We start from the raw sequence: 18,209 nt of genomic DNA, 5'->3' as shown, positions 1-18,209 counted from the left end.
CGAAATCACCCCCTCACCAAAATGGATCAAAAAGCTATCTCTCCCCCTCCAACCTTTTTACGAAATGCAAGCAAATGACAATGCAATCATACCCGGCCCCTTTATCGGAATATTGCCCGCAACCACGGACGACAAATTGGCAAACCACCAATTTCCCGTGGCAATAAGGACCCATTGTGAAAAACGAGTGTTTATGTTTTTTCACAAGCAGCTAGGGATTTTTGCAAGAAAGTGGAGCAGAAGCCTTTACGATGCCCTCCCAAGCGCGAGAGGAAAAAGGAAAACGAATTTGCGCCACATGCTTCGTCGAGATACTCCCGCCGCGCAGCGAGTGGCTTTGGCGCGCAGTTTTCCTTTTTCCGCTGGCGCCGGCCACCCCGCCCCCCAGCAGGCAGCGTAAGAGTTTCTGCGTAACTTTCTTGCAAAAATCCCCTCACCTCCACTAGGAGCATCGTCGAGTCACAGCAAAAGAGCCTGCAACGCTACATAGGCGTGCAGGCTCTTTCCTATTTGTCAAATTTCAGCTTGGACAGAGCGCCCCATAAATCGGAGTTAAGTGGCTCATCCTGCTCTTTGTTTTGTTTGTTCATGTATTGCGCAACTTCCTTTTTGGAGAGCTTGGTGCCCTTTTCCTTATCCCGCCGTGTGTTGAAGGCTGACAGCTTCTCCCGGTGGCCGCAGACGCAGACAAACGTCTGGCCCTCGCCCTCGCCTCGCAGCTCCAGCCGCTTGTGGCATTGCGGGCAGCGGGCGTTGGTCACTTTGGCAATGCCTTTGCGATAGCCGCACTCCCGATCCTGGCAAACGAGCATCTTGCCTTTTTTGCCGTTTACCTCCAGCAGAAACTTGCCACATTCCGGGCATTTGCTGCGCGTCACGTTTTCGTGCTTGAACTGCTTGTCGCTGTTCTTGATTTCCGCTACGACCGACTGGGCATAGGCTTTCATCTCGCCGATGAAGGCTTGCTTGTTCAGCTTGCCTTTGGCGATCGCGGACAGCTTTTGCTCCCATTTGGCGGTTAGTGTCGGCGATTGCATGTCGGCTGGAACCAGCTCCAGCAGCTGCTTTCCTTTGGAGGTGATGTAGATGCTTTTGCCGCGTTTTTCGATCAGGAAGCTGTTGAACAGCTTTTCGATAATATCCGCGCGCGTCGCCACAGTGCCCAGTCCGCCGGTTTCCCCAATCGTTTGGATTAGGTCCTTGCTTTCGGCGGTCATGTATTTCGCCGGATTCTCCATCGCAGACAGCAGGCTCGCTTCCGTAAACGGTTCAGGCGGCTTGGTCTCGCCTTTGGTTTGGGAAACGGCGGCGATGCGCAGCTGGTCGCCTTTGTTGATCTCGGGAAGCAATTGATCCGTAAGATCTTCTTTTGCCTCGTCATCTTCGACATCGTGGTCGTAGACTTCCTTCCAGCCAAGGTTGATCACCCGTTTTCCTTTTGCGAGGAAAACCTCATTACCGATCTTAGCCTTGATCGTCGTCTGCTCGTATTCAAACGGCGGGAACAGTACAGCGAGGAAGCGTTTGACCACCAGATCAAAAATTTTCCGCTCTTTGTCGCTCAAAGCACCCGGGAACACCGATTGCTCGGTCGGGATGATCGCATGGTGATCGGAGACTTTGCTGTCGTCGACAAACGATTTGTTGGCCCGGATCGGCGCACGCAGCACTTTGGCCGCAAGCGGGCTGTACGGTTTGACCTGCACCGCTTTCACCCGATCGGTAAGCGTCTCGACCAGATCGGACGAGAGAAAACGCGAATCGGTTCGCGGATAGGTCAGCACCTTGTGGTTTTCATACAAGCCTTGCATGATCGACAGCGTTTCTTTTGCCGAGTAGCCGAACAGCTTGTTGGCGTCCCGCTGCAGCTCAGTCAAATCGTACAGCTGCGGCGCATAGCTTTTTTTCAGCGCCTTGGTGACGTCGTTCACCTCGGCATGCTTGTTTTTGACGGAAGCGAGCAGCTGGTCCGCCTTTTCTTTGGAAAAGGTACGCATCTCACGCGTCTGCTGATCTTGCCATTGCAGCTTGAGATGATCCTGCGTCACGGCTGTCATGCCGTAAAACGGCTTGGGTACGAACTGGCGAATCTCTTCTTCTCGTTGGGCGATGATGGCAATCGTCGGCGTCTGGACGCGACCGCAGGAGAGCTGTGCATTGTGCCGACACGTCAGAGCGCGCGTCGCATTGATGCCAACCATCCAGTCCGCTTCGGCGCGAGCTGCTGCGGAGGCATACAGGTTTTCGAACTCCCGTCCGTCGCGTAGATTGCGGAAGCCGTCTTTGATCGCTTTGTCCGTTACCGATGAAATCCACAGTCGTTTCAAGGGCTTTTTCGCATGTGCGAGCTCAAGGATCCAGCGTGCGACCAGCTCCCCTTCCCGACCGGCATCGGTTGCGATGACAATCTCTTTTACATCATTGCGATTCATTTGCTGCTTAACCGTGTGGAACTGCCGGTTGCTTTCCTTGATCACGACTAATCGCAAAGAAGACGGCAAAATCGGCAAATCCTCAATCCGCCACGCGCTGTATTGCTGACCGTAGTTTTCCGGGTCTGCCAGTGTCACCAAATGGCCCAAGGCCCATGTCACAATGTAGCGGTCCCCTTCAAAAAAACCGTTTCCTTTTTTATGGCATTCCAGCACTTTCGCTATATCACGTCCAACGGAAGGCTTTTCCGCTAACACCAATGTTTTGCTCAATTTGTACACCCCTTCGTCAATCCTCCTGTATAGCATCGCAAAGGAATGCGCTTACTGTCAAATGCGGCAGCCGCCCAACGGATCAGCCAGACAAAAAAGCACTCCCACAACAGGAGTGCTCCTTCACAGCTTCAGCCGCCTCATCAGCGGCATCCCGATTTTTTCGGAAATCCATTGCAAGCCCGACCAAACCTGCCGCCGGCGGGCAGGCAAATGTCGGTCGTAGACCATGTTCCATTCCACATGCGGCCTTGCCCCGCGGCAGCGCTTGAACGATGCCGCCCCCGAGCTTTGATGGAGAATGAGCCCGTGCTGGCGCGCATCGGCCACGAGCTGGGCCGAAAGCAGCCGGTACAAGCTCGCCTCCGCCGGTATATTCGTGTCATAGCCGAAAAGCGGTGTAGTCATGACCCCGTTGCGGACGAAATAACCGAGTACTGCGTCTGCAGCCTGCTGTCCGCCTTTCGTCGCTTCCGCTTTGTCCCCACCCGTCATGACCGCGATGGAGAGCAAATGCTCGCGTAAGGCCATGTGGATGAAACGTTCGGTAAACTGTGGGTTGTGCAGCGAATACTTGGCCAAATACAATTGCCCGTACAGCTCCGCAATCCGCCGCACCTCCTCATCGCCGATCTCATCATTGCGCCGTACGGTGTATGGGCACGCAGAAAGCAGCTTCTGGTCGCGCTTGAGAATCCAACGGTGCTTGGATGGCAGCTCGCCGTCCTGCTCCGGCTTGTACACATAAATCTGCCTGCTCATGATCGCCTTGTATCCCGCATCGGTCAACAGCTTAGGAAGCATTCCGTCCGTACCGTCCTGCACCGACCGGAACAAGATCGCGTGATCAGGATACAAGTCTGCCAAAAAAGCGGTAATGCGCGCAAGCTGCTCTGCCGTTAGCGGATGGTACAGGTTGGTCGAGAGCAGCCAATTGTTAACGCATACAACCTTGTTGACGCGCCCTGCCCGAAGCCACTTGCCCAACAGCGTCAATACGCCGCCTAGCAGCGCCCGCTGCCACCCAGCCGGAACCAAATACAGCTCTTCCTTTGCATAGCTGACATAGTGCGTATACGGCGAGCACACATAGGCGTTGTCATAGTCGGCATCATTGACCGTGATTGGCATCACCAGATCGTCGATGGTCAATGCCAGCATCGTCGTGCGGATGTTGGCGATATACGGCTCAACCCCGTCTTTGATCAACGGCTCGAGGTAGGCTTTGGCATACGCCCCGTCGCGCTTTGTCTCCCAACGCAGCAGTCCGATCGTTTCTTTGCCGTACAGTGCCGGCTCCTCTCTCTCACACAAGCGTAAATCTCCTCTCCACCCGCCGCAGCTTTGTTGCGCCGGGGACAAACTCATACGGCATAAAGCCGATGACGGGCGGTCGAACCCCCATCCCTTCCAGAATGTGACACAAGCTTGCCGCCACCGCGTCTTCCATCTCTTGCCGCTTGTCTTCTGGCCCTCGCAGCATGATCTGCACATGCTGCGGACCTTCCTGTATCACGCGATATTCTCGGACATCCGGTGTCGCGGCGATCACGGCCCTGCGGATGAAATCCGGGAATACCGGCACCAGCTCGCCGTTTTTCACCGATGGAAAATAAAACAAGTCGTCACATCGCCCTTCGATGGCAACGATCGGTGTAAAAACGGACCCGCACGGACATGGCACTGTCTGCTCGGTCAAAATATCATTGAGCCGATAGCGGATAATCGGCTGTGTCGTGCGGGTGAAATCGGTAATGATCGGAACGAATTTCCCTTGCTCACGGTCCAAATACTCTTTTTGGATCACCAGCAAGTCTTCATTCAAATGAAGGGTACCGTGGCTACAGGTCGTCGCCAAAAACCCTTCCGTGCATTGGTATACCTGATGGATAACTTGTTTGAAGCACGTTGACAAAAACGACTGGTCGAGCGGATCGAGCACCTCCGCCACCGAAATGATTTTAGCTGGCGTAACGTTAAGCTCGCCGCGCATTTGCGCCTCCCCCAACAAACGCAGCATGGATGGCGGTGAAACGATAATCGACGGCTGATACCGATTTAGATGTTCAATATGGACAGACACGTCGTCTAGCAAATCAAAAAACTGAAACTGGATGCGCCTTTTTTGCACGGAGCCGTACAGGTTGCTGTTGGCCCGCAGGAAAAACGCGATGCGCTGCTCCGCAAAGAGCGAACCGGGGAGCGCTTTTCCCAACATGGTGGCAGCCCACATCACCCGCTCCTTCGGGCTGACGAGAAAAAGCCCTCTGTTGCCGGACGTACCGGAAGACAGCCCGATGGTGATCCCCCTGATTTCCGGGGTGAAGTCGCGCGTCTCCTCCGCTTCCAGCGCAAGGGAAAGTGCTTCCTCTCGTCCGATCCCCACCGTGTTCAATCGGTCGAACTCCGCCATCATAATCGTTTTGTCAATCATGGGATAGCGCTGCCAGTCACGCTCATCCAAGCCGCTGTAATACTCGCGGTAAAAAGGCGACCGGCTGCGCACAAAGGCCAGAAAAGTGCGTACCTGCCGATCCTGCCACTCCTCTAGCGCGGCCCGCGTCCGAAAACGTCCGCCCCGTTTGGCTTTGGCATAATAGCGGATGAACGCAACCAAATCTGCGAACCTGCGCCCTACTCCCATCCTTTTTTCACCTGCTCCCACCATTCCCCGCAATGCGACGGGATGATCGTCACCTGCGGGTAACATTTGTATGTCAAATGCAGCCGGGACAGCGTGTCATTGTATGCACTCCGATCGGGAAACAGCCAATAGGCGAACAAATGCGGCGAAATCGCCTCGCGATACGCCTTGCTCGACCAAACCGCATCGGCGCACAGCAGCATCTGCTCGCCTAATGCCGTGCGAAAATACAGCCCGAACTGCCCAACGGCATGTCCACTCATTTCGATCGCGGTGAGACTGCCATCGCCCAGTACATCATACCCCGAATCGAACGCTTCCAACTCATCCGGCAGCTCGACCGGAACGCTTGTGTCTATGAAGACCGCCCGACTTTCGAAATCAGGGGGTAACAGACTCGGGACAAATCCGTAACGTACAGCAGCCAGCCCTTGTTTTTCCTTGACGAACTCATAAGCGGAGCGGAAGCAGTAAAACGTGGCATTCGGGAAATCGGCGCAGCCTGCCACGTGGTCCGCATGGAAATGGGACAAAATGATGTGGCGGACGTCTTCCGGCTGTATGCCCCGCGCGCGCAGCTGGGCCGCCGCCCCCTCTTCCGGTCGGAAATAAACAGGTGTCGCCCGTTTGTACAGCGAATACGGAAAGCGGCTGCACGCCTGTTCAAAATGTTCTGCATAGCCGGTATCAAACAAAATCGGCCCCGCAGTCGGATGATGGATCAAGCCGAATAGCGCGGGAATGCGAATTTGTTGCCAGCTGCCTGTCTGCAGCGTCATTTTTTCGCGATGCGTACAGTATCCGGCACACAATAACTCAAAGCGAATGTCCGTCTGCTCCCTTTTGCCACCATTGTACAAATCGATCGATCCCTTCCTCTATGCTGATGGCCGGCTCATAGCCAAGCTCTCTTCTTGCGGCGCTAATGTCAAGCGTCTGGCTTTTCGCCAAAACGCCTACGGTGTAGCGGGTCAGGAGCGGTTCTTTGCTGCGCGACGCAAGTGTCGCCATCGCTTCCATACCTGCCGCCAATAACGCTGCGACAGGATAGGCAATCTTGCGCCCGCGAAAGGGCACGCCCATCCTGGCAAACAGCAAATCCAAAAGCCGCTTCAGCTGAATCGGCTGACCATTCGTGATGTTGTAGGCTTTGCCCAATGCCTGTGGCGGTGCGTGCATGGCGAGCAGCAAACTGTCCACCACGTTGTCGATGTACGTGACATCGAGCAGCGCCATACCGCCGTTAATCAGCGGGACGAAGCCTTTCTCGTTCGCCCGGATCAGCCTTGGGATGATTGTGGTGTCCCCCGGCCCAAACAGTGCGCGCGGGCGCAGAATGACGGTTTCAAGCCCTGTCTCGGCAGCCAGAAACACGTCTTGCTCCGCTGCATGCTTGGTATGGGCATACGCGTTGGCAAAGCGGCGCGGCAAGGGGTCGTCCTCTGTGATCGACAAACAGTCTTGGAATGCGAAATAAATACTAGGCGTCGACACGTGGATCAGCCGCTTCACCCCATGCGTGCGGCAGCCATCGATCACGTGTCGCGTCCCTTCCACATTGGTGTGGTAAAAATCGTCGTACCGTCCCCATGGTGAGGAAAGCGCTCCGCAATGCAGCACCATGTCCATGTCCCTGCACGCGTCCATGATGTCCTTGCACTGGCGCAGATCGGCCTTGGTAAAGCGAATGCCCTGCGATTCCAGCTGCTGTCCGATCGCCTCGTTGCGCCCAAGCGCCGTTACGTCATGACCTAGCGCGTGTAGTCGCTGTACAGTCTTTTGTCCCAAAAAACCGGTCGCCCCGGTAACCAACAGCTTCATCGCTCTTCCCCGTTCCATTCGATATCGAGTGTCGTCGCAGCCAAAAGCGACGCGTCGTGGTGCCGGCTTCTTTTCCAAAAAGAAAGTAGTGCCAAGCCTTGTGCGAGCATCGGCAACGGATCGTTCCAGCGAAACAGCACATCCCGCGAGGTGCGCATCGTCCGCAGCCATTCGCCCAAACGGCGCTCGCTGCGAGCAGCGGGCAAGCCGTACAGCCACATCGCCGCAGACAGCATGGCACTGGCATCAGCGGGATAGACCGGCGCAGGCGGCTGCCGGAAAAAACATGGCGCAAAATTTGGCGAACTGGCGAGCAAATGGATGCCGCTCGTCGCGCGCGGATTGCATTCCAGCGGATACAGCGTCCCGTCTTCCGCCTCGATCAGATCAAAGGCGATCTGCCCGCTGAAGCCGAGGCGGCCCACTACCTCTTCCACCCAGCTCTCAATATGCGGCGCATCCCGATGGGCGAATGCAATTGACGCCCCGATGCCCGCCCGAAAGCTGCCTTCATACGTGGTATGCGCGAGCACTTTGCCCTCTTGCGCGAGCGTGTAGGACGAAAGCTCAGTGCCGGATGCGTACGTCTGCGCAAGCCACGGTACATCCGGTGAAATCTCGTTTGCAGCAAGCGGATTTTTCCCGTCGGTGACGATGGCGACCCGCGCGCCAAATCGGGAAAAAACCGGCTTTACAACGACCGCCTGATCGGCTGGCTGCCATCGACGCAATGCATCCGACAGTTCCGCTTGCGAGCGGCAAAGCACCGTCCGCGGCACCGGCAGACCGAATGACTGCACCATCTCAATAAAGCGGTATTTATCATGGAGCTGCTCCAGCCGATCGATCGGCTCTGCAAGCACCTGGCAATGCGCCGCCAGCTCATCGCGTGCCTGGGCGATATAAAAAATTTCCTCACAGGTCGGGACCAACAGCTCGATTCGCTCCCTGCGGATCACGGCCAGCAGATCGCGGATGAATTGCTCAGGCTGCTGCCGGGGCGGTGCCACCAGAAACGACTGTTCCACTGCGCGGGAAAAGCGACAGCCATGGTAGGCGATGCTGTCCGCCGCAAAAACCGTATGACCCGCCCGGGCAAACATCCGCGCGAGTTCCAGTGTGACCGGTGCCCGTGCCCCTGTCAGCAAAATGCGTCGGCTCTGCGACTCAATACGCAAGCACGATTCCCCCAAGCGAAAGCCCTGCCGAGACGCCGAGTAAAAGCACGCGATCACCCCGCTTGATCCCTCTTGTTGCAATCGTCTCATGCAAGGCGAGCGGAATGCTCGTCGCGATTGTATTTCCGTAATTAGCAATATTCATAATGAAGCGCTCAGGGCGAACCCCCAGCTTTTCCCGCAAGATGCGCATCGACATGCCGCTCGCCTGATGCGGAATCACCCAATCGATCTCATCCATGCCAAGTCCACTCTCCGACAAAAGCTTCTCCACAAACGGCTCGATCAGCCGGCTCGTCATCCGAAAAATGCCCCGTCCATCCATTTGAAAAAGAAAATCCGCCTTTGTCGTCTCACTGTACAAGCGCGGGTGCAGCATCGTCCCGCCGCCGCGAATTTCCGACAAGTGCGCTCCTTTGCTGTATGTTTCCATCCGGGCGGCCAAAATGCGAGAGGCGCTCCCGGCTGGTGTTCGTTCGATAATAGCCGCTGCGGCACCGTCGCCAAACAGCGTGCAGCTTTCCTTTTGCTCCCAATCGAGACCGACGGAAGCGATCTCGGATGCGACCAAGAGCACCCGACGATACCGACCCGCTTCGACCAAATACGAGATCGTATCTAGCCCGGCCACAAAGCTGAGGCAGGTTGAGTTCAGATCAAAAGCGGGTATGCCGCTTCCACCGCCGCCCAGCTCCCGCTGGATCAACGCCGCCGTGCAAGGAATCTCCTGCTGGGCGGTACCGCTCACGCCAACGATGCAGTCGATGTCGGACAGTTCGTACCCTGCCTGCTCCAAGGCAGCTCGAGCCGCCTTCGCCCCCATTTGCGACGACGTTTCCCCTTCTGTGTAGCGCCGTTCCAGCACGCCTGTTTTTTTGGCCGTCCAGCCGTCCGCAAGCCCGAGACGCTGATCTAGCTCCGATGAGGTGACCCGGCGCGGCGGCACATACATGCCTGTTCCAGTAATAGCTATCTGTCGACAATCCATGGACCAAAATCTCCTTCTTCCGACTTCTTCTTTCAAAATATCATATAGTATAATTACGTGTATATATATTCAATAATTGCTGCGATTCCAGACATCTCTCTTTGCTCAAGCGAAAGCGGTGCCGCTTTTTTCTGCCAGAACGAATCCCAGGGAGGTGAAAGATCCTTTGGAGTTTGACTTGCGTGACATTCCGACACGGCAAACATTGAAGGAGTACTCCGTCTTTTATCCGGGACTCGACGTAACCGCTGTCGAGACCTATCTGCTCTTTTTACGGGCAGCCAGCGAAGTATTCACGGTTTCAGATAACCACCTTTCCCAATTCGGTTTGTCGCGTGGAAAAGTCACCCTCTTGATGCTCCTCATACGTAACGCCGAAACCGGCCTGCCGCCATCTGAGCTTGCGGCCCGGGCAGGAGTAACGCGCGGCACCATTACAGGCTTGTTAGATGGATTGGAACGGGACGGACTGGTCGAGAGACACGATCATCCCTCTGATCGGCGGATGTACACCATCCACTTGACGGAAAGCGGGCTGGTCCTGATGCAGAAGCTGCTTCCGATGCAGTTCATGCTCATTTCCCAGATGATGAGTGAGCTTGCACCGGAAGAGCGGACACAGCTTGTTGGACTGCTGGCCAAAATCCGCAAAGGCGTCGAAACCATCGATGTGATTTGACGCATGCCCTTGTACGATTGTAAGAAAAAAAGAAAGAAGGATGGCACCTTTTGCGAAAAAAGGGTTCATCCTTCTTTTCCTATCAGCGACCTCATTTCTATCAAAATGAGGTCGCTTATGCTACAAATGTTCCCTTACTTTTCATAGACTTCGGGATTCACCGCATGCAGCAGCCTCTCACCTGCGAGTCCGAGCAAAATGTTGTCCGCGGTGATCATCGCCATTCGGGTGCGTGTCGCGATGCTAGCGCTTCCGATATGCGGCGCGACCACCACATTGTCGAGCGCAAGCAGCGGATGATCGGCGCCGATCGGCTCGCGTTCGAATACGTCGAGTCCCGCGGCCCAGATTTTCCGCTCTTTCAAGGCGTCATAGAGCGCTTCCTCATCCACATTGGTCCCGCGGGAGGCGTTGACAAAGATTGCATTCGGCTTCATCAGCGCCAATTCTCGCTGCCCGATCATTTTGCCGGTCTCAGCCGTTGCCGGCGCCATCAGCACGACATAGTCGGATTCGCGCAAAAGGTCGTCCATTTCGCGGTATTGGGCACCAAGCGCTTGTTCCGCTTCCGGTCTCCGACTGCGGTTGTGATACAGGATGTTCATCTCGAAGCCTTTCGCCCGGCGTGCCACCGCCTCGCCGATCCGCCCCATTCCGATGATACCGATGGTTGCCCCGTGCACATCTTGTCCGGTCAGAAGCATCGGTGACCAGCTTTTCCAGTTGCCATCGCGTACAAAACGATCCGCTTCCGGTATCCGCCTCGCCGCCGCCATCAGCAGCGCAAACGCCAAATCGGCCGTTGTTTCCGTCAGCACGCCCGGTGTATTCCCGACCGGAATGCCCCTACGGGTAGCCTCGGCGATATCGATGTTGTCGAATCCGACGGCAAGGTTCGCTACCACCCGCAGGTTCGGCGCGGCATCAAACAGCTCCCGGTCGATCCGATCTGTCAAATTCGTATAGATCGCGGAGGCATCGCTTGCTTCCTTCAGCAGCACCTCGCGCGGGATCGCCACCTCGTCTTGCTCCCATAAAAAAACATGCGCCGCATCCCTCAGCCGAGCCACGATCGGCTCAGGAATATTTCGGGTCACGACGATTTTGTCTTTACCCACAAAACTGCACCTCCACGGTTGCCTGTTATTGCGCACAGTCAAAAACGAAAGAGACAGCGACCAATGCCGCTGTCCCTTCTATTGTACTGCTTATGCGCAGCCATTCGCCAGCGCTTTTCCAACCGGACGCTCTACTTGCGTGGGATGATCGGCAACATGATCGCGGACGCGTGCTCCGGTTCATGATAGATCGTCTGCTTGGCGACGATCATTTCCGCCGTTTTCCCGAGCGGAGCGCCTGTATTGAGATTGCGGTCATATTTCGGGAATGCGCTCGATGAGATTTCCACACGAATGCGGTGCCCTTTTTTGAAAACATGGCTCGTGTTCCAGCAATCCACGTCATACTGATACACCTTGTCCGGCTCGATCAGGGACGGCTTGTCCATGCCATCGCGGAAGCGGGCGCGCACCAGCCCGTCCGTCAAACGCTGCGCGAACCCGTTCGGCCAGGCGTCCAAAAGCTTCACGGTGAAATCGGTATCCACCGCGCTGGAGGAAGCGAACAACTCCATGCGGATCGGCCCGCTCACTTCCACATCATGCTCCAGCACGTCCGTGCAGTAGACAAGTACATCATCCCGCCGCTCGATCGCGGAATAATCGTCTGGGCCGCCGATCTGTGCCGAGGTCGGCTCGGTAATGAAAGGCACCGGGTTAGCCGGATCGTAGGTGAACCGATCCGCAGTCGCCTCACCGTCTACAGGAGGCTGTTCGGTCGACAGCCAGCCATCGCCAAAGCGGCTGTTCGCCATTCCGTTGCTGCGCAAATAAAATTTGGTCCACTCCGTATTCGCAAGCGGCCATTGCGATTCATCGCGCCATTTGTTTTCACCCATCACGAACATCCGCACCGACGGCTCCGCCATGATGCCGCTGTCCTCGCCTTTGAGCCAATGATTGAACCAGCGCAGCTGGTAGCCTTGGAGATCGATGACCGAGTCCGGTCCAAAGTCGATCTCGCCCAGCTTGGTCGACTGGTTAATGCCATGCGGCCACGGCCCCATTAAAAGCTTCTGGTTCTCGCGGGCGAACTCACTTTTCGCACCCTTCGTCATGCCGATGAAGTTAAGCGGCGTCCCGACCTGCTCGTCATCGTACCAGCCGGAGACGTGCATGACCGGCACATCGACACGGTCGAACTTGGTCTGGTAACAGATGCGCTCCCAGTATTCGTCGAGCTGGGGATGCTCGATCTCCTCCCGCCATTCGGCGGAAAGCCTGCCAGTTAACTCATCCATCGTGGCAAGCGGCAAATGCCAGTAGGCGTTCTCCCAATCGATCACGTCGACATTTTGCATCACGCGGCCGCTGACCATATGGAGCCAGCAGAGATGGTGCGGTGTCGGTACGCCTGTGGGCCATTCCACAAACGGATCGGACGGCGTGACGGAGCAAATCATCGCCTTGAGCGAAGGTGGCTGGGTAATAGCGGTCAGCCACTGAATGCGGGCCAGATAGGAGCCGCCCATCGTGCCGACAGCACCGGTGCACCATGGCTGCGCCGCAGCCCACTCGATAGAGTCATAGCCGTCTTTGCCTTCATTGAAATACGGCTTGAATTCACCTTCGGAATCACCGCGACCGCGGACATCCATATAGACGACAGCGAACCCGTGTCGGGCAAAATAGCTGCCATTATCAAACGTCGCCTTCGAGGTTTTCAAATAAGGGGTCCGCACGACGATCGCCGGATAGCGCCCTTCTTCCTTGGGACGATACACATCGGCCGACAGCGTCACGCCGTCGCGCATAGCAACGCGCACATTGCGTTCAATTTGAATGTCCATAGCTTTTCCCTCTCCCTTTGCGCAATCGTTTTTTTCGCACCGTTAAGCTTACTCTTCTTACGCCTTTACTTTGAATGAACTGACCAGTCGCTTCAGCTCTTGCGACAGCTCGCTCACGTTCATGACCGACTGTACGACGCTGTTCATCGCAACCAGCTGCTGCTGGGCGGAGTGAGCCGCGTTGTTCACCTGGCCGGTCGATTCGCGGGCGATTGTCGCCATCTCCTCGATTCCCGCCGTCACTTCCTCGGCATTTGCCGTCATGTTGGCCGAAAGGAGGGACAGCTGCTCGATCTGCCGCTCGGTCTCGCCGATCGCCGCTTCCAGCGAAAAAAACACCTGGCTGACATTGTGAATCAGCTCTTTTACCGATTCGACGTCCGCCTTGCCGCTCTCCATCACGGAAAGCGTCATGCTCGTATTGTTCTGGATATTGCCCATGATCGTCTGGATCTGGTCGGTCGCGTATTGGCTCTGTCCCGCCAGCTTGCGGATTTCGTCGGCAACCACCGCGAAGCCGCGGCCCGCCTCGCCCGACCGTGCCGCCTCGATCGCCGCATTCAGCGACAGCAGGTTCGTCTGGGCCGAGACATGGGAAATCAGCTGCAAAATGTCGCGGATTTCCGTCGAATCGCTATGGAGCACGTTTACGACCGATGCCACCTGCTCGGTTCCCGCTTCGATCGTTTTCATGATTTGCTCCACCTGGACCATCGCGTCGCCAACAACGGTCAAACCGTCGGCTGCCCGCCTGGACATCTCCTGGGATGCCCCGAGCACGGACGCTGCCGTATCCGCCACCATCCCGATCTGCTCGGCCATCTGTTGCAGCGCCTTTGCGCTTTCCTCGGCGCTTGCCGCCTGTTCATCGCTGCCCTGGGCGATTTGGCTGACCGATTGGGAAATCTGCTCGGAAGCCGCCTTCGTTTCACCCGCATCAAGGCGCAGCTGCTCGGCGGTGCCCGCTGCTTCCATCGCACCGTGCGAAATTTGCCCAATCATCCGATTCATGTTTTCCGCGATCCGCGCGAACGAACGTGCCAGCACGCCCAGCTCATCGCGTCGCGACAGCACCGCAGGTTCGATCGAATGGGTGAAATCTCCTTCGGCGACCTGTGTCGCATGCTCCGCCAGCCTTGCGACGACGCGCACGATGCTGCGGGTGATGCCCATGATCAGGATGCAGATCAACAGCAGGCCTGCTCCCCCTGTCACCAGCGTGAGCATCAGCGTTTTGTCCGATTCCGCCGTTACTTCATGCAGCGGAACGCTGACCGCGTATGTCCATCCCTTTCCCTCCTCGCCCAGCTGGATCGGAGCATAGGTCAGGTACGTGTCGCCATCGATCGAGCGTCCGTCTGTTCCTTTTTCTGCTGCCACTTTCAGCAAGCCCGCGTAGGACAGTTTGGAATCGCCGACATTTTTTCCGAGCAGGTCAGCCTCTTTGGCGGAAACGACGGTGCCCTTCTCTGTCAAAATCATGCCGGTTCCTGTTTGATAGATGGACAGGCTGTTGTTCATCACCTGCAAGTCGCCAAGCGACATATCCACGCCGATGACTCCTTCAAACACGCCGTTCACCACGATCGGCGCGACAAAGGAGGTCATCAGCACTTCCTTGTGGTTGACGCTCCCTGCGTACGGCTCCATCACAGCGCTCTTCTTCGTTTGCTTGGGCAGCTTGTAGTAATCCTCCGTAATTTCCTGGCTGTATACAAACGTCTCATCATACAAGATCCGGTTCTCTGCATCGCGCGCCCAGACTGGCATGTACGCGCCTGTTTTGTCTTCTTTGGACGGGTTGGCGTATTGCGCATCCAATCCGTCGAACCGGTTCGGCTCCCACAAACTCCAAACAGCGGTAAATGCCGGGTTTTGCTCCAACACATTACGCAGCATTTGATCGACGCTTTTGCGTGACGTCGTGTTCGTTGCCTTCATCGCTGCTAACACGCTTGCAAGCGCATTTGTTGCCTGCATGGCGTTCCCCAGCTTGTTTTCCGTCTGGCGGGCGTACTGCTTCGTCAATGATTGAGCCAATTCCTCGGCAGATTGCAGCGCCGCCTCGCGAGACCGATACGCCTGGGTCGCAACAACCAGCGAGACCGTCAAAAATACAACGCTTACAATTAAAACGAATAATCTAGTCTGCAACTTCATGTTCGGACAATCTCCTAACTCGGGCATTAGCTCCTATGGATAATGATGGTACAAGCCTATTATAACGAAATTTGTAGGAATTCATTGAAATTTTTCACAACAAATTTGAGCAAAAATAAGCATTGCCAGTACAGAAAATTTTCCCGTATAATATTTTTGAAATTTTCGAAATATTGTTTCATAAAAAAGGAGGTTTTCATGAAAAAAACGTACAGAAATCCGTTTTTCAAATGGCTTATGGCTTTCAGCCTGCTCCTCCAATTGGCGGCAGTTCCGACTCTCGCCTCTGCTCACACAGCCGATCCGATGACCGCGCAGGTCGATGCTGTGCTGTATGCCCTCGAACAAAACCCCGAGAGCATCGGCATGCAGTCGGGCATCTCCATCTACGATCTGACAAAAGACAAAATGCTTTACAGCCACAACGCGGACAAAAACTATGTTCCCGCCTCCAACATGAAGCTGTTTACCGGCGTGACCGCACTGGACCGACTTGGGCCCGACTACACTTTCAAGACGGAGGTTTTCGTAAAAGGCGGCATCAATGCGCGCGGGCAAGTCACCGAGCTGATTTTGAAAGGATATGGCGACCCGACGCTGACGGAGGCCGATCTTGAAGAGCTCGCCCACGACCTGAAAGAAAAAGGTGTCACGACCGTACGCAGCCGCTTGCTGCTCGATGACAGCTATTTTGACGATGTGCGCCTCGGCGCGGGCTGGATGTGGGACGATGAGCCTTATGGGTACAGCGCCCAGCTCAGCGCGCTGGCTCTGCACAAAAATTTCGTCACACTGACGGTCACCCCTGGCAAGTCAGGCAAGAAAGCGGAAATCACGCTCGATCCACAAACCGATACCATGGCGATCGACAACCAGGTGAAAACGGTCGATGGCAAAACGGCCGATGTGACAGTCACGCGGGCGCGCGGGAAAAATGTGGTGACGGTAACGGGTACGATCGGTGTGGATGCCTCCTCCTATCAGGAAGATGTCTCGATCGAAAATCCGACACTTTATGTCGGCAACGTCTGGAAGCGTAAGCTCGAAGAAGCGGGCATCAAGCTCGGCTCCTCGATCCGCATTCAGACGACTGACAAGGCGTACGATGAGCCTGTCGTAACCCACGAGTCCAGGCCGCTTGGCGAAATCATGGTTGAATTGAACAAGGAAAGCGATAATTTTTACGCCGAGCAGCTGCTCAAAACACTCGGCGCCGTGGAAAAAAGGAAAGGCAGCGCGGAAGCTGGTGCGGAGGTTGTCGCTGATTTTCTGAATGAAGCAGGGATCACGACCGGCTACAGCCAAGCTGACGGCTCCGGTTTGTCCCGCTATGACCTGATCACGACTGAGCAGATGGTCCAGCTGCTCCGCTACGTTCAGGAAAAACCGTACAGCGAACTTTTGGAATCGACGCTCCCCATCGCTGGTGTGGACGGCACCCTGGCAAATCGCCTGAAAGGCACGCCTGCTGAAAAGAATCTGATCGCGAAAACCGGCTCGATGAGCGGCGTCAATTCGCTCTCCGGCTATGTGACGGCAAAAAACGGGGACAAGCTGGCCTTTTCGATCATCACCAACGGCATTTACAAGAGCAAGTACGCTCGCAGCCTGCAGGATCAAGTCGCCGTGCTGATGGCCTCCTATCCGGAACTCGATGAGCCGGGCGATGATGGGCTGCCCGAACCGGAAGCCTACAAGCTCAGCGACCTACTCGATCCGATCCTCGACGCACCGGAAGCGACGGGCGTATCTGCTGGCATCATCGTAAAAGCGTTGGATGAAAAAGGAAAAGAGGCCACCTGGTACGCCCACGACGCCGACAAGCTGATGACCCCCGCTTCCAATCTGAAGCTTTTGACAGGCGCCACCGCGTTGACCGAGCTGGGCAGCGATTACCGCTTCAAAACCGAGCTTTCTGCCTCCACCCCCGTAACCGACGACGGCCTGTTAAAAGGAAACCTATACGTGAAAGGCTACGGCGACCCGTCTATCCATACGGAGGATGAGCTGAAGGCGCAGGACGGCGTCTCGATCGAGTCGATCGTCGATGCAATCAAAAAACGCGGCATCAAGCGTATCAATGGCGACCTGATCCTCGATGACACCTATTTTGACGACCAGCGACTTGGGCTTGGCTGGGCTTGGGATGACGAAAGCTACTACTACAACGCGCTGATCGACGCGCTATCGCTCAATCGCGGGACCGTGATGATCTCCTACGAGCCGGGCGCACGCAAGGACAAACCGGTGAAAGTGACGATTACCCCGAATACGAGCTACGTGACCGTGATCAATGAAGCCAAAACAGTCGCAAAGGATGAAGAAAACACGTTTACGATCCTGCGTGACCGTGCAACAGATACGATTCGCCTGCAAGGCAACCTGCCGCTTGGAAGCGATGCCGACTACGAGCGGGTGCCCGTTGAGCAGCCAGCGCTCTACTTCGGCACCGTATTGAAGGAAAAGCTGGAGGAAGCCGGCATCAAATTTACAAACGGCAGTGAAGTCAAACGCGGCGAGTTGCCTACAAAAGTCACCAAGCTGAAGGTCTTTCAATCGGAGCCGCTAGCCGATATTTTGACATACATGAATAAAAAGAGCGACAATCTGTATGCCGAGATGCTGCTCAAAGCGGTCGGCGCCAAAGCGAATGGTTCCGGTACGGCTGATGCCGGTATTGAAGCGGTTCAAGCGGTATTGAAATCGTTCGGCTGGACAACCAATTTCGATATGGTCGATGGCTCCGGGCTTACCCGCTACGACCAAATATCCGCCCGTCACATCACCGCTGCACTGGAAGGTATGGCAGCTGCGGAGTCGTTTGACATCTACTACGACTCCCTGCCGATCGCAGGCGTGGATGGGACGCTGAAAAACCGGATGAAAGGCACGGCGGCGGAAAACAACGTGCACGCGAAAACCGGCTCGATGTCGGGTGTCAACAGCCTATCCGGCTATGTCACCACAAAAGGCGGCACCAAGCTGGTGTTCTCAATTCTATTGAACGGCTACGCCACCAGCTCCAAGGTGATGACATCGATTCAGGACGAAATTGTGGAAGCATTAGCTAATTACGAAGAATAGCGATTGTCTTGTTAGAAAACCTGGCTACGCCATGCTTTGGGC

12 protein-coding genes are annotated in these 18,209 nt (G+C 55.8%); 2 read left to right on the top strand and 10 right to left on the bottom strand.

The features are described 5' to 3' along the window. Positions 1 to 506 precede the first annotated feature (506 nt). The 7 genes from EDM56_RS15895 to EDM56_RS15865 all read right to left on the bottom strand — a co-directional run bounded on the left by EDM56_RS15895 (position 507) and on the right by EDM56_RS15865 (position 9,336). Positions 507 to 2,705: a DNA topoisomerase III gene (locus tag EDM56_RS15895; RefSeq protein WP_122919199.1), complete on the bottom strand. Its 2,199-nt coding sequence runs from the start codon at positions 2,703 to 2,705 to the stop codon at positions 507 to 509. 123 nt (positions 2,706 to 2,828) lie between these two features. After that, positions 2,829 to 4,019, bottom strand: coding sequence for a GNAT family N-acetyltransferase (locus EDM56_RS15890; RefSeq protein WP_122918864.1), 1,191 nt, complete (start codon positions 4,017 to 4,019; stop codon positions 2,829 to 2,831). Further along, complete coding sequence (locus EDM56_RS15885; RefSeq protein WP_122918863.1) at positions 4,012 to 5,349, bottom strand: F390 synthetase-related protein; 1,338 nt, start codon at positions 5,347 to 5,349, stop codon at positions 4,012 to 4,014. Before EDM56_RS15885 ends, EDM56_RS15890 begins: the two co-directional genes overlap by 8 nt. Then, positions 5,340 to 6,209: an MBL fold metallo-hydrolase gene (locus tag EDM56_RS15880; RefSeq protein WP_122918862.1), complete on the bottom strand. Its 870-nt coding sequence runs from the start codon at positions 6,207 to 6,209 to the stop codon at positions 5,340 to 5,342. Before EDM56_RS15880 ends, EDM56_RS15885 begins: the two co-directional genes overlap by 10 nt. Then, positions 6,166 to 7,170: an NAD-dependent epimerase/dehydratase family protein gene (locus EDM56_RS15875; protein ID WP_122918861.1), complete on the bottom strand. Its 1,005-nt coding sequence runs from the start codon at positions 7,168 to 7,170 to the stop codon at positions 6,166 to 6,168. The genes EDM56_RS15880 and EDM56_RS15875 overlap by 44 nt, the downstream gene beginning before the upstream one ends. Then, positions 7,167 to 8,348, bottom strand: coding sequence for an ATP-grasp domain-containing protein (locus tag EDM56_RS15870; protein WP_183192462.1), 1,182 nt, complete (start codon positions 8,346 to 8,348; stop codon positions 7,167 to 7,169). The genes EDM56_RS15875 and EDM56_RS15870 overlap by 4 nt, the downstream gene beginning before the upstream one ends. Beyond that, entirely contained in the window at positions 8,338 to 9,336 is a 999-nt protein-coding gene (locus EDM56_RS15865) for a beta-ketoacyl-ACP synthase III (RefSeq protein ID WP_122918859.1), read from the bottom strand. The genes EDM56_RS15870 and EDM56_RS15865 overlap by 11 nt, the downstream gene beginning before the upstream one ends. A gap of 166 nt (positions 9,337 to 9,502) precedes the next feature. On the opposite strand from EDM56_RS15865, the gene EDM56_RS15860 reads away from it, so the two are divergent. After that, positions 9,503 to 10,015 (top strand): MarR family winged helix-turn-helix transcriptional regulator, encoded by a 513-nt coding sequence (locus EDM56_RS15860; protein WP_122918858.1) that lies wholly within the window; start codon positions 9,503 to 9,505, stop codon positions 10,013 to 10,015. 134 nt (positions 10,016 to 10,149) lie between these two features. Here EDM56_RS15860 and EDM56_RS15855 read toward each other — a convergent pair whose 3' ends face one another. The 3 genes from EDM56_RS15855 to EDM56_RS15845 form a co-directional block, all read right to left on the bottom strand. After that, on the bottom strand, positions 10,150 to 11,133 hold the full coding sequence (locus tag EDM56_RS15855) for a 2-hydroxyacid dehydrogenase (protein ID WP_122918857.1): 984 nt from the start codon (positions 11,131 to 11,133) through the stop codon (positions 10,150 to 10,152). A gap of 131 nt (positions 11,134 to 11,264) precedes the next feature. Further along, complete coding sequence (locus EDM56_RS15850) at positions 11,265 to 12,923, bottom strand: CocE/NonD family hydrolase (protein WP_122918856.1); 1,659 nt, start codon at positions 12,921 to 12,923, stop codon at positions 11,265 to 11,267. 57 nt (positions 12,924 to 12,980) lie between these two features. Beyond that, on the bottom strand, positions 12,981 to 15,083 hold the full coding sequence (locus EDM56_RS15845; protein ID WP_183192461.1) for a methyl-accepting chemotaxis protein: 2,103 nt from the start codon (positions 15,081 to 15,083) through the stop codon (positions 12,981 to 12,983). Positions 15,084 to 15,281: 198 nt separating this feature from the next. On the opposite strand from EDM56_RS15845, the gene dacB reads away from it, so the two are divergent. After that, positions 15,282 to 18,167 carry a D-alanyl-D-alanine carboxypeptidase/D-alanyl-D-alanine endopeptidase gene (gene dacB / locus EDM56_RS15840; protein ID WP_122918854.1) on the top strand — a complete coding sequence of 962 codons (2,886 nt, stop codon included), beginning with the start codon at positions 15,282 to 15,284 and terminating at the stop codon, positions 18,165 to 18,167. Positions 18,168 to 18,209: the final 42 nt, after the last annotated feature.

Origin of the sequence: Brevibacillus fluminis, assembly GCF_003710825.1 — a bacterium.
GTDB lineage: Bacteria > Bacillota > Bacilli > Brevibacillales > Brevibacillaceae > Brevibacillus_D > Brevibacillus_D fluminis.
Note: the sequence above shows the minus strand (reverse complement) of the source record. Positions and strands in the feature narration are given on the sequence as shown.